Source organism: Arthrobacter sp. TRD_SC_6, from assembly GCF_055361185.1.
Genome location: NZ_CM143953.1, coordinates 385,906 through 399,052, shown reverse-complemented (window position 1 = coordinate 399,052; position 13,147 = coordinate 385,906). Strand labels below are relative to the sequence as shown.

Genomic DNA, 13,147 nt, shown 5'->3' with positions numbered 1-13,147 from the left:
GTCAGCTCGCTGGGTCGTACTGGAACTCGCGTACTTCCTGTGCGCATCGGCAGGCCACCGCGATCTTCCTGGCCCACTCCAGCGCCTCCTCACGGGCTGGCACTTCGAGCACCGTGTACCCGCCTTCGATCTGCTTGGTCTGCGGATAAGTTGCCTCCGTGACGGTTCCAGCGCGATCGACCAGCACGGGAGGGACACTTTCGTTGATGCCTCCCCCGAACACCCAGACGCCAGCCGCTTTCGCCTCCTCAACGACTGCGTGAGAGGCCTCCACAACGGCTGGAAAGTCCTCCGCTGAAACGTTCATGGCGCTGCTCGGGAAAGAAATCAGGTACTTGGTCACCGCGTCGGCTCCTTTATTGGCTAAGAGGGATTCGTTCCATCCTCAATCACGGAGGGGGATTGCGTCTACCGTTCCTCGCCCGGCGGCTGGTCGACTGCCCGCCACCCACCTTTGCGGAACAGCGGTGTCCCCAGCAGCAGCACCACAACGGTCAGCGCGACGGTGATTCCCATGACGATGGCCATGGACCGTGCATCTCCTCCAAGCACACCGACCAGCGGACTCACCAGCCCGGCCACGCCTGACTGCAGCGCGCCTATGACCGCGGCGGCCGTTCCCGCCATGTGCCCGTAGGAATTCAGGGCGAGGACGGACGCGTTCGCGGGAATCATGCCTTGTGTACCGAGCACCAGCCAGAGCGCGGCGATCAACCCCACGACCCCGCCGAACCCCGTCGCTGCAACCGCCAGCAGGATGACAGCGAACACCAATTGCGCCACGGAGGCTGCACGCAGCAGCCGGGCGGGTGACACCTTGCGGACCAGCGCGGCGTTGAGCTGTGCGGACAGGACGAGTGCAACCCCGTTGAGGGCAAAGACCAGCGCGAACTCGGTCTGGCTGAGTCCGTACTCCTCCTGGAACACAAATGGGGAGCCCACAACGTAGCTCATGATGACGCCGAGCCCCAGGCCTGGAATGACGGCCAGTGACATGAACCGGACATTGCGCAATAGCTGCCAGTAGCTGCCCGCAATGTGGCGGACGTGACCCGGCCGGCGTCGTTCTGCCGGAAGGGTCTCGGGCATCCAGCGCCAGACGATCGCCACGAGCACCAGCCCGATCACAGCGAGGGCATAGAACACTGCCCGCCAGTCCCACAGGCCCGCGATCGCCTGGCCGACGGTCGGCGCGAACAGCGGCGCTACCCCGATGACCAGCATGAGCCGGGAGAGCAGCCTCGCGGCGTCGGACCCCACAAACCGGTCGCGGATTACGGCGATCGCCACCACTGCCGCCGCCGCGTTGAAGAAGCCCTGCAGCACGCGCAGCACAATGAGCGTGCCGATATCCGGGGCGATGGAGCAGAGCACGGAAATCACTACGTGTAACAGGATGCCGACAATCAGCGGCAGCCTCCGCCCGAACCGGTCCGACAAGGGGCCGATCACCAGCTGCCCCACACCGCCGCCGAGCAGCATCCCCGAGAGTGTGAACTGCACGGCAGCCTGGCTCGCGCGCAGATCCTCTGCCACCGCGGGCAGGGACGGCAGGTACATGTCGGTGGTGACAGCGGGTAACGCCGCGAGCGCTCCTAGCATCAGTATGTACTTGATACCGGGCCGGTAGCGGGGCGTTTCGGTGGTTTGCGGAGGCGTAGTGCTCACCGGTGCAACTCTAGTCCGGCCGGCTCTAGCGTGCGCGGGATTTTGAAACGTTACGGCGCTTCACGAAAGAGGAGCGTACCGGGGCACCGATAGGGTTGAAGGGTGACTGACCGGGGGACTGTCCTGAACGCCGAACGACTGCTCGTGGGTTATGCGGGCGCGCCCGTTTGCGGGGAGATTAACTTCAGCCTCAGCGCGGGGGAGGTGCTCGGCGTCGTCGGCTTCAATGGTGCGGGGAAGTCGACGGCGGCGCGAACCCTCGCCGGGCGGCAGAACCCGATCTCCGGAGAAGTGACAGTACACGGCCTGCTTGCCAACCCCGACGCCGTTCCCTTCCGGCGCGAAGTCTCAGCGGTGTTCGACGAAGACCTGTTCTTCCCCTCCCTGACAGTGCGCGAGCACCTCCTGCTCATCGCACGTGGTCACTCTCTGCCCAACCCGGAAGCGGTCGTGCAGGAGGAGTTGGTTTTCTTCGGTCTCCAAGCGCGGGCAGACGCCGTCCCCGAGGCACTTTCTTCGGGCCAACGACGGCGCACCCTCCTCGCCGCAGGCGTCCTGCGCCCGGCGTCGCTGCTCATCCTCGACGAACCCGAACAGCGCCTTGACCCGGTGATGCGCGAGGCACTCGCGGAGCGTATCCGCGGCATCGCCCGCGGCGGTTGCGCGGTCCTCCTCGTCACCCATGACCCCCGCCTGCTCACCAGCACCGCGTCCTCGAGCCTGATCATCGACGACGACGTAACCCAGCGCACGCCAGCCGTTGCAGCGGCAATCATCGCGGGTTCCTGATGACCACCACTTCGCAGGAGACCCAGACAGCCCTCGACGTCATCCGCTTCACCCGCGGATCCGCCCGCCGCTACAACCGCGCCCGCACCGCGTTCAGCGACCTCTTCGTAGACGTATACACCAGCGTGTTTGCGCTCGGTTGCGCGATCACCATCGCCGTTTCCTTCGTCCTGGCGCTCCGGGACGAGTTCGCCAAACGAACGACGACGACGGCGGGCCTCATCGCGGAGCCCGCCATCGTCCTGCCCAGCCAGGCACTGTGGGTGCTGCTTACGGTCGGTGCGCTCGCCGTCGTCATCTCGTTCGGGCGCAGGCTCGGCCCGCTTGGCGTGGGCGGCCCTGAAAGCACGTGGTGGCTAAACCTTCCGGTGGATCGGCGTCCCATGGTGTGGAGACCGTTCGGGAAGCGGATGTTTGCGGTCGGGCTAGGCGCCGCCGTCGTGTACTTCCCGTTCTCCTTCCTGACCGAGCTTGACCGGGCGCTCGACACGCACACGCTGGCTGCCCTCACGTTCGGTGTACTGGCCGCTGCAGCCCTAGCCATTGCGGCGCTCCTGCAGGTAGGCGGCAGGGGAATGCAACTGATCCTGCCCGCCGCACTGCTGCTGGCCGGTGCAGTCCTGCTTCCGCTTGCCCCCTCCGTCTGGACCCTGCTGCTCGGCATTGCCCTGACCGGCGGCATGCTCCGGTTCGTTTCGCCGCGCGCCGGCCTGGTGTCCGGAGCCGAACTCGCCCGCGCCGGCGCGGTGTCCGGCCATGCAGGCGCGTCCATCTTCTTCATGGACCCCAACGAGCTGCTGCGCGCATTCAGCGGCACCAGCAAAACAGCGCCCACCCGTGCACGGCGCTTCTACCTGCGCCCGGCGAAAGGTCCGGTGCGCGCCCTGCTGCGTGCCGACGTCGTCGCTTTCCTGCGCCTGCACAGGACGCCGACGACGGCGCTCGCCTGGCTGGCTGCGTGCGTTGCGGTCATGCTGGTGGATGGCGGACTCCCGGTATTCGCGCAGCTGGGGATCCTCGTGATTTCGGGCTGCGTTACGGCGTCGAGTTTCGGCGGCGTTGCGCGCCGTGCGGTGCTCGTTCCGGAGCTCGATGCGCTGGTTCCGGTGGGGCCTGCCGTGGTGAGGTCGAGCCGGGCGTTCATGCCCGCCGTCGTCATGGGTCTGTGGATGGCACTGCTCGGAGCGTTGCTGGCTGCCCTCGGCGCTGCTGGCCCACTGTTGATCCTGTTATCGGCGCTGGCCGGAATCGGCATGGGCGCAGGGTCGGTGCGTGGTGCCACAAGACCGGCCACGGATTGGACGCTGCCTCCCGTCGAGACACCGTTTGGGCCGGTTCCGCGGGCGCAGTTCGCGGCGATGCTGCGCGGGATCGACGTCACTGTGCTCAGCATGATGCCCGTCATCCTCACCCTGTACCTGGGTGTGGTCGCGCTGCCGGTCCTGATTGTGCAGACCGTGATCAGCAGCGCGGTGTTCCTGGTTGTAGCGATGACGGGCAATCCGGCATCCCACTAGACGGTGCCGCGCAACAACTTTTGTCCGTTCATCGGTGCCCTATATTTGCACCTCATTACACAACAAAGTTCCTTTGAGGTCCCGTTGACGCAAAAATCAATGTAATAGATTCATTGGGCTGTAATCCAATGGGCAACTATTCCCAAGAGGACTTACGCGTGTTAGAGGGGCCACAATCTCTCCAAACGATGGACTTTAAACTGAGTCGTTTCACTCAGTTGCCCTCGTCTGCCGAACCTTCACAGGGCACCAATAGCCTACAAACCGTGAAATTACATCAGTGAATGCCGAAACTGACCCATTTATTCTTTGAGCGTTTACACCGCATCAAAACGTCCGTACTTTTACGGAGGATCTTCGGTTTACCTACCGGCGTCCGCATCATTCCCACCCTTCCGGGATCTACACGATCCCGGCGAGAGAAAGCAGTTCAATGGGCAATTCGAAAATGAGGAAGCAGGGTTTCCTCGCTCTCTCCGTTGCTGCGGCAGTTGGTGCGATGACCCTCGTCGCTGCCCCTGTCGCTGCCGCACCCAACCCCAGCGGCGAGACCAACTCCGGTAACGGTGCTGCCTTTGTGCAGAACGTTGCGGAGGGCGAGAGTTACAGCAAGTTCATCGTGACCTACAAGGCGACCGCCGCCGCGAATAGCGCGAAGGGCCGCGCCAACGCGTGGGGTCTCGCTGCAAAGGAGCAGGGAGTATCGGTCAAGGAAGTCCGTACGCTTGCTACTGGTGGCACTTTGATCTCTTCCAGCAAGCCGCTTGCCGGCGATGCTGCGAAGGACTTCATGAAAGATCTCGCGGCATCCGGGATTGTCGAGGCAGTGGAGCCGGACATCCTGCTTCAAACTCAGCTGACACCGAATGATCCCCGCTACGGCGAGCAGTGGGACTTCACCGGAACCAACGGCATGCGCGTACCAGGAGCCTGGGACACTTCAACAGGCGGTGGCTCCGTTGTCGCGGTGATCGACACAGGAATCACGTCGCACTCTGACCTCAACGCCAACGTTTTGGCCGGATATGACTTTGTATCCGACGCAAACGCTGCACGTGACGGTAATGGACGCGACGCCAATCCGCAGGATGAAGGCGACTGGTACAACGCTGGCGAATGCAATCAGAACACCGGAAGCGGTTCGTCCTGGCACGGCACCCACGTCGCGGGAACGGTCGCAGCTGTGACCAACAACGCCAAGGGTGTGGCGAGTGTTGCCTTTGATAGCAAGATTGTTCCCGTCCGCGTGCTTGCCAAGTGCGGCGGCTCGCTGTCCGACATCTCCGATGCCATCATCTGGTCATCCGGTGGAACCGTTTCGGGCGTCCCTGCCAACACAAACCCGGCGGACGTCATCAACATGAGCCTCGGTGGTGGCGGAACCTGCACCACAACGATGCAGAGCGCGATCAATGGTGCGGTTTCCCGCGGCACCTCGGTTGTGGTCGCCGCTGGCAACAGCAATGTGGACGTCTCCGGCTCCCTGCCCGCGAACTGCAGCTCCGTGATTGCGGTAGCAGCGAGCAACATCAACGGCGGACGCTCCTACTACTCGAACTACGGCTCGCTGGTTGACATCACGGCGCCGGGCGGAGACACCCGCAACGGCGCCGCCGGAGGCATCCTTTCGACGCTGAACGCGGGCACGACGACGCCGGCCGGCGAGAGCTACGCTTCCTACCAGGGCACGTCCATGGCAGCTCCGCACATCGCGGGCCTTGCCGCACTGATGGAGACCGCTGCTCCCAATCTCACGCCTGCACAGGTTGAGTCGACCATCAAGCAGGGTGCACGCACCCTCGCCGGCGGTTGCACCGGCGGCTGTGGCGCAGGCCTGGCCGATGCCACGGCAACCCTTGCACTGCTCGGCGGCGGCGGAGACCCGGAGCCTACCGGCAACCTGCTGAAGAACCCTGGATTTGAAGAAGGAGGTGCTTCGTGGACTTCGAACCGCGCGGACACCTTTGAGACCGGTGCGAACGCACGCACTGGTAACGGATTAGCAGGACTGAACGGGTATGGCAGTTCCAACACCTACACGCTTGACCAGTCGGTCGCCGTCCCTGCGGCCGTGACCTCCGCGTCGCTGAAGTTCTTCCTGAACGTTGCAAGCAACGAGGGCACAGCCACTGCCTACGACACTCTCCGCGTACAGGTCATCGACGGCACCACCACGAGGACCCTGGCTACGTACTCAAACCGGGAAAAGTCCTCCACCTACTCGGAGAAGACCCTTGACCTCTCCGCGTACAAAGGCAAGACCGTCAAGCTGCGCTTCTTGGGTACCGAGGATGCGTCCGTGGCCACAATATTCCGCATCGATGACACCTCGGTGACCACCAGGTAGGTGCTCGAACCACAAAAGAGGCCGTTGGCCGCACCACTGGTGCAGCCAACGGCCTCTTCGGTTGTGCGGCGCTGATACCCCGTTACTATGACGCTCATGATGAAGAAAAATCTTGTTGTCGCCTTCAGGCTGGTGTTCGCGGCGCTGGCGCTTGCCGGCGTCGTCGTTCAGCTTGGCATCAGCCTGTCCACGGGCTTCGGGGCCGTAAATTTCTTCAGCTACTTCACCATCCTGTCGAATATCTTCGCCAGTTTCGTATTCATCATCAGCGCCGTCCGCCTCACCAGGAATTACCAGACGAATGACCGGGACGTCGCGATCCGCGGCGCCTCGGTGGTGTACATGGTGTTCGTCGGGGTGGTCTTCAACACGCTCCTGCGCGACGTTGACCTGGGTGGTCTGCTGCCGTGGATAAACACGGTCCACCACTTCATCATGCCGTTGGCAGTGATCGTGGATTGGATAGTGCAGCCGCCGCGTTCGCCGATCGTCCTGAAGACCGTCCTGATGTGGATGATCTTCCCAGTGGTGTACGTGGTCTATTCGCTCATCCGCGGTGCCATTGTTGGGTTCTACCCTTATCCGTTCCTGGACCCGACGGAACAGGGCTACGCGGGCGTTGCGTTGTACTGCGTAGCGTTGATTCTCGCGTTTGCGGCGCTGGCGCTGCTGATCAGGTGGATCGCGAACCGGGTCCAGCGCTAACGCTGGAGGTATTTCAGTATCAGACTCCGCTTCCCGGCTGGCCCTGCACGCCGGAACCTGGGAGCTGGTGCGGATTCTGGGGACGGTCTTCCTCGAAAGGCTTGTCATCCTCTTCCTGGCCGTAACTGCGTGCCCGCTTGAGGTCCCGCCGCTGGGCCTGCATGCCCAGGAAAAACATGACGATGCCCTCCAGCAGCAAGAAGGCGCCAACTGCCGCGAGGAACCAGTCCAGGCCGTCCGCCGTCCCTTTGAATACCTGCGAAAGCGGTGCCACCAGCAGGAAGAAGCCGGCGAGCAGCGAGGTGCCGCCGACGAACAGGAGCTTGGTGTAGGTCACGAGATTCCCCCTCGAATAGTCGTACCTCCATTCAACCAGTGCGCGCGAGGGGTGCCTAGCGCAAGGGGCTCTGGTGGTCCGATCGTAATGACATTGGCTGCACCAGCGTGCCGGTGGGTTCGCGGATCCACCACAAACCGCTCGAGCGCTTCTCCTCGCGCGTGCTGAACCGATACCGGAATACCAGGGCCCTCACGTAGCGCGGCCGGACGCCGTTGAAGGGGTCATGCCGCAGCAGCTTCAGGATCGTCCTGTCGGCCTCCAGAAGCTTCACCAGCAGCGGCGCGAACCAGCCGCCGTCGGACCCCAACGCCAGGAACCACATCAGCCAGTCGAGCCGCAGGTGGTACGGCGCGTACTGCCGCGGCCTTCGGCTGGGGTCGCCGGGTTTGCCCTTGAACTCGTACTCCTGCCAGTGGGCACGATGCGCGACCTCATCGGTGGTGCCTTCGATGACAACCTCATACCGGACCTTCGTGACACTCCCGAAGGCGCCGTATGCGTTGACGAGGTGGAATCGGTTGAAGCTCGCGTTCATCAGCTGCCGCCTTGCGAACAGGTTCCGTAGGGGATGCCAGCTCAGGTAGGTAATAAGCGCAGCCATCAGCCCGACGACGACGGCGAACCAAGGCGGCGTCGGCCCGTACGTTGGGGCGACCGTGAGCCCGGCGGCTCCGTAGAACGAGTCGGGAACGGCGCCGAAGGCGAGCACGATCGTGATCCAGTTCAACCAGGCGAAGTTACCGGAAACGACGAGCCAGCCCTGCGTGAGGATGATGATGAGCGCGGCGGTTCCGGCGAGTGGTTGGGGCGCGAAGAGTAGGAACGGGACGAAGAGCTGGGTGAAGTGGTTGCCAGCAACTTCAATGCGGTGCAGCGGCTTGGGCAGGAGGTGGAAGAACCGGCTGGCCGGTCCGGGCATCGGCTGCGTTTCGTGGTGGTAGTAGAGGGCTGTGAGGTCGCGCCAGGATCGGTCGCCGCGGATTTTGATCATGCCGGCGCCGAACTCGACCCGGAACACGAGCCACCAGATGGTGATGAGGACCAGGAGTGGGGGAGCGACGTCATCGGATCCGAGGAAAGCGACCAGGAATCCGGCTTCGAGGAGTAGGCTCTCCCAACCGAAGCCATAGAACACCTGGCCTACATTCACGACCGACAGGTACAGCGCCCACATCAGGAGGAAAGCGAGCATGGGGAGCAAGGGCGGGCCCGTCTGTGGGATCCCGGCAACGAGCAGCGCCGCCGTTGTAGCACCGATCCAGCAGACTCCCTTGATCAGCCGGTCTGAGTAGCGCCAGCGGAAAAGGGTAGGGCCGGCACGCTTGCCTGTCCGTTCGATAAACCGTGGAACCGGAAGGAGCCCTCGTTCGCCAAGGAGCGCCGGGAACTGGTTGAGGGCTGAGATAAAAGCGATGAGGTAGATCGCCGCAACCCCACGCTGCAGGATCTGTCTGCCAATCTCATATCCGTCGGCGTCGAGCCAGTCCATGTCTCAACGATTGTTCCGGGTGCCTGTTGCGTCAAGGGCTGTTCTTAGTGCCGAGTGCGGACCCAACGCAGCCCTTCCCCGACGTGAACTATAGGCGTCGGTCGATCACGGGACGCAGCAATCAGTCGACGTACTCCGCCCAGAGCCGGCCGACGTCGTCGTGCTCGCCGGCCGCTTCCCGAAGGAGGAGTCGGCCGGTGGACTCGAGGTGATGCCGCATCCCTTCGGCCGCGGCGGGGGCGTTGCCGTGTTCGACGGCGCTGATTATAGGCAGGTGCTCTGCGTACACCTCTTCGAGGGACCGGGAGTTGCGGATGGTGGACATGCCGACGAGGCGGGTGGCATCGCGAAGGTTCTCGATGATCCGGATCGTGTGGCTGTTACCCGCGAGGTTCAGAAACAGGGCGTGAAGCCGCTGGTCGTGCAGGAGGAACGCGCCCTCATCGCCGTCCTGGACCGCTTGCTGCATCGCCTCGCGTTCAGTTTCGAGTGCTGCGAGATCCTCCGCGGAAGCCCGCCGCGCCGCCTGCGCCGCGGCCGGAACCTCAAGCGCCAACCGGACGGCCATGATCTCGGCCAGCTCCCGCGCACCGGGGATCACCACCCTGAACCCCCGGTTCCTGACGATGGACACCATGCCAGTTTCCGCGAGTCGGAGCAACGCCTCACGCACCGGGCTGCGTGAAACGTCGAGTTGATCCGCCAACTGGTACACCGAATACAGTTCGCCCGGCACGAAGGTGCCATTCCGGATGCCCTCGCGGACGGCCTCGATGGTGCGCTCAGTCAGGGAAGGCGGGCGGGCGGCGGGAGGCATACCACCAGAGTAGTAGCCAGAGACACCCTCCGTAGAAGTAACATGTTACCTATGGCGACGACGCTCACCGAACCCCGTTCCCTTACTGCCGAGCTGCAAGCGCGCGGGGTTGCAGACGCCCGCGCGGACCCAACGTCCCGCGCCGTGTACTCCAGCGACGCTTCGCTGTATCGGATCCAGCCGGCCGCGGTCGTCTTCCCCCGTCACATCGACGAGGTGCTGACCACCCTTGGGGTGTGCCGTGAGCGCGGTGTTCCGGTAACGTCCCGCGGTGCAGGCACCTCGATTGCGGGGAACGCCATCGGGCCGGGCGTGGTGATCGACTTCAGCCGCCACCTGAACCGGGTCCTGGAGTTCGACGCCGAAGCGCACACCGCCGTCGTCGAACCCGGCGCTGTCCATGCGACGCTGCAGAAGATGGCGCTGGCGAACGGGCTTCGATTCGGCCCGGATCCCTCGACACACACGCGCTGCACCGTCGGCGGGATGATAGGCAACAACGCGTGCGGTTCCCGTGCGCTGGCCTATGGGCGTACGGCGGACAACGTGACGCAGCTCGACGTCGTCACCGGCTCCGGCACGCGGCTGTGCCTGAACGCGGAAGGGACGCCGAGCGGCACGGAAACTGACGCGTTGCGCTCACTCGTGGCCGCCAACCTCGGCACCATCCGAACTGAGCTCGGACGGTTTGGGCGGCAGGTATCCGGCTACTCGTTGGAGCACCTCCTGCCTGAGCGGGGGTTCGACCTGCGCCGAATGCTCGTGGGCAGCGAGGGAACACTCGCGGTGATCCTCGAGGCCGGCGTCCGCCTGGTGAAGGACGCGCCGCACAAGACCATGGTGGTGCTCGGCTTCGAAAACATCGGCGAGGCGGGCGACGCGGTAACAACCGTTTTGCCCTTCAAGCCCACCGCCTGTGAGGGGCTGGATTCGCGGATCGTCGAGGTGGTCCGTACCCGTAAGGGGCCGCAGGCCGTGCCCGAACTTCCCGGCGGCGCCGCGTGGCTGTTCGTCGAAGTTTCCGGGGATGATGCGCTTGAGGTCGCTGCACGAGCAGCTGAAGTGAGCCGGATCGAAGCCGCACGCCATGCCCGCATCGTCAACGATCCCGGGCAGGCTGCCGCGCTCTGGCGAATCCGCGAAGACGGCGGAGGGCTGGCCGGGCGCTCCCCGGCCGGTGCCCCTGCCCACGCCGGGTGGGAAGACGCCGCAGTTCCGCCCGAACGGCTTGGTGACTACCTCCGTGAGTTTGATGAACTGCTCCTCGCGCATAACCTCACCGGCTTCCCGTTCGGCCATTTCGGTGACGGTTGCGTGCACGTCCGCCTGGACTTCCCCTTCCAGCACGACGACGGCGCCGCGGCCTTCCGCGCGTTCCTCACCGATGCTGCGAAGCTGGTGGCATCATACGGCGGCTCGCTTTCCGGCGAGCACGGCGACGGCCGCGCTCGCAGCGAGCTGCTTTCGTACATGTACACGCCGGACGCGCTGGCGCTGTTCGGGAAGGTCAAGGGAATCCTGGACCCAGACAATCTCCTCAACCCGGGCGTCCTGGTGAATCCCGACCCGCTGGACGCGAACGTCCGCGTCGCGTCCGCTGGGCCGTTGCGTTCCGGCCTGGCCTTCGGCTATGAGCACGACGACGGCGACTTCAGCCAGGCGGTCCACCGCTGCACCGGTGTGGGTCAGTGCCGTGCGGCCCATCGGGATAACCAGACGGTGATGTGCCCGTCCTACATTGCGACGCTTGAGGAGAAGGACTCGACCCGCGGGCGGGCGAGGGCGTTGCAGGAGATGATCAACGGAAGCGTCACCGGATCTCCGTCGGACCGGGGGCGTCCCGGGCAGGTTCCGTCCGGTGAGCCGAACTGGCGTGCGCAGGAAGTGCACGATGCGCTGGACCTATGCCTGTCCTGCAAGGGCTGCGCGTCCGACTGCCCCACGGGAATCGATATGGCCGCTTATAAGGCCGAAGTGCTGCACCAGAGTTACAAGGGACGGTTGCGGCCGGCGTCGCACTATTCGCTCGGTTGGTTGCCGCGGTGGGCACGGTTCGCCTCGGTGGCGCCCCGGGTTGTCAACTTCCTGGTGCACTTACCGGGCCTCGGCCGAGTGGGACTGCGTCTTGCCGGCGTCGATCAACGCAGGAACATTCCCGCGTTCGCGCCGCAGACGTTTCACAAGTGGTTCGGATCGAGGCCTGTCTCCGGTGTTGATTCTTCGGTTGGTCGACCCCAGGTACTGCTGTGGGCGGACTCCTTCACGAACAGTTTCTCCCCGGAGGTTGGCCAGGCCGCTGTGCAGGTTTTGGAGGACGCCGGTTATCAAGTTCTCATTCCTGAGAAGCCCGTGTGCTGCGGGCTGACCTGGATATCGACAGGGCAACTCGATGCGGCTCGGAAGATTCTTCGCTCGTCCGTCTCGGTACTAAATGAATACGTGGACCAGGGCATTCCCATCGTTGGGCTCGAACCCTCCTGCACAGGGGTGCTCCGGTCCGATGCCGTGGAATTACTGGGTGGTTCAACCGCCGGACCGGTGGCCGGTGCTACCCACACCCTCGCCGAACTGCTGGCGAGGACTCCCGGCTACACACCTCCATCGCTTGAGGGAACCACGGTCGTAGCGCAACCGCACTGCCACCACCACGCAGTGATGGGCTGGAGTCCTGATGCAGCCCTGCTTGAACGAGCGGGTGCATCTTTGCAGAAACTCGGCGGCTGCTGTGGTCTTGCCGGGAACTTCGGTGTGGAGCGCGGGCATTACGAGGTGTCCGTTGCGGTAGCCGAGCAGCAACTCCTGCCTGCGGTCCGCGCGGTGGAGGCAAGCGCCGTCGTACTCGCTGATGGCTACTCCTGCCGCACGCAGCTCGAGGACCTCAGCGAGCGGAAGGGCATCCATCTGGCGCAGCTGCTGGCGCGAGCGTCGACCCCATCTGAACCAACCGAAGGTGTGCCTGACTGATGCTCGGGAAGTCTTTGGGTTTCGCGGTCCGGTACGGTGCGAGGTCCATGGTCGTGAGCCGCAGCCACAGCCAGAGCCGTCTGTGGACTTGTGAGCGTTCCTGTGTGCCGACTTGCCCAGCTTCCGGTCCCTACCGGTACCGGTTCGACCTTCTTGTGGTGTCAATCGGATGGTGCCTCGTGGCGATGTCGTGGTCCGCCAGGAACTGCGCGATCAAAGCTTCAATCTGAGCACGCCGTCTTCTCACCCGCTGCCACCTGCCCTGTTTCCCCATACGGGGATTCAACCACACGAGTTTGTAAAGGAGCGGGTTACCATTTCCCCACGGCCAATGGGGTCGCGTTGACGCAGGGAGCAAACACCTTGAAACAGATGGGCTTGCTTCCTTTTGGGCTCTTGGCGGTTCTACTCATAACCGGCTGCAACGCGATCCCCGCGGCGCCTCAGCCCCTTGCCGCTTCAGCCACTCTCAGCAGGGACGAGCTCGAAGCACGGATAACACCACTAAGTG

General features: G+C 64.1%; 10 protein-coding genes. 5 read left to right on the top strand and 5 right to left on the bottom strand.

Annotated elements, in window-relative coordinates; genetic code table 11:
* Position 1: 1 nt before the first annotated feature.
* Positions 2–343, bottom strand: a complete 342-nt coding sequence (locus tag ACWA1U_RS01935) for a YciI family protein (RefSeq protein WP_463723663.1) — start codon at positions 341–343, stop codon at positions 2–4.
* Positions 344–408: 65 nt separating this feature from the next.
* Positions 409–1,668: a multidrug effflux MFS transporter gene (locus ACWA1U_RS01930; protein WP_463723662.1), complete on the bottom strand. Its 1,260-nt coding sequence runs from the start codon at positions 1,666–1,668 to the stop codon at positions 409–411.
* Positions 1,669–1,770: 102 nt separating this feature from the next.
* Between ACWA1U_RS01930 and ACWA1U_RS01925 the strand changes: the two genes are divergently transcribed.
* From ACWA1U_RS01925 to ACWA1U_RS01910, 4 genes are all read left to right on the top strand, one after another.
* On the top strand, positions 1,771–2,457 hold the full coding sequence (locus ACWA1U_RS01925; protein WP_463723661.1) for an ABC transporter ATP-binding protein: 687 nt from the start codon (positions 1,771–1,773) through the stop codon (positions 2,455–2,457).
* Positions 2,457–3,974 carry a DUF6297 family protein gene (locus tag ACWA1U_RS01920; RefSeq protein WP_463723660.1) on the top strand — a complete coding sequence of 506 codons (1,518 nt, stop codon included), beginning with the start codon at positions 2,457–2,459 and terminating at the stop codon, positions 3,972–3,974. Before ACWA1U_RS01925 ends, ACWA1U_RS01920 begins: the two co-directional genes overlap by 1 nt.
* A 448-nt stretch (positions 3,975–4,422) precedes the next feature.
* The gene (locus ACWA1U_RS01915; protein WP_463723659.1) at positions 4,423–6,321 is read left to right on the top strand and encodes a S8 family peptidase; all 1,899 of its coding nucleotides are present in this window, start codon (positions 4,423–4,425) and stop codon (positions 6,319–6,321) included.
* 96 nt (positions 6,322–6,417) lie between these two features.
* Complete coding sequence (locus ACWA1U_RS01910) at positions 6,418–7,026, top strand: Pr6Pr family membrane protein (protein WP_463723658.1); 609 nt, start codon at positions 6,418–6,420, stop codon at positions 7,024–7,026.
* Positions 7,027–7,045: 19 nt separating this feature from the next.
* Here ACWA1U_RS01910 and ACWA1U_RS01905 read toward each other — a convergent pair whose 3' ends face one another.
* The 3 genes from ACWA1U_RS01905 to ACWA1U_RS01895 form a co-directional block, all read right to left on the bottom strand.
* Entirely contained in the window at positions 7,046–7,363 is a 318-nt protein-coding gene (locus ACWA1U_RS01905; RefSeq protein ID WP_463723657.1) for a hypothetical protein, read from the bottom strand.
* Positions 7,364–7,418: 55 nt separating this feature from the next.
* Positions 7,419–8,855 (bottom strand): lipase maturation factor family protein, encoded by a 1,437-nt coding sequence (locus ACWA1U_RS01900; protein ID WP_463723656.1) that lies wholly within the window; start codon positions 8,853–8,855, stop codon positions 7,419–7,421.
* A gap of 121 nt (positions 8,856–8,976) precedes the next feature.
* Positions 8,977–9,672: a GntR family transcriptional regulator gene (locus ACWA1U_RS01895; protein ID WP_463723655.1), complete on the bottom strand. Its 696-nt coding sequence runs from the start codon at positions 9,670–9,672 to the stop codon at positions 8,977–8,979.
* 51 nt (positions 9,673–9,723) lie between these two features.
* Between ACWA1U_RS01895 and ACWA1U_RS01890 the strand changes: the two genes are divergently transcribed.
* The gene (locus ACWA1U_RS01890) at positions 9,724–12,636 is read left to right on the top strand and encodes an FAD-binding and (Fe-S)-binding domain-containing protein (RefSeq protein WP_463723654.1); all 2,913 of its coding nucleotides are present in this window, start codon (positions 9,724–9,726) and stop codon (positions 12,634–12,636) included.
* The last annotated feature ends 511 nt before the right edge of the window (positions 12,637–13,147 follow it).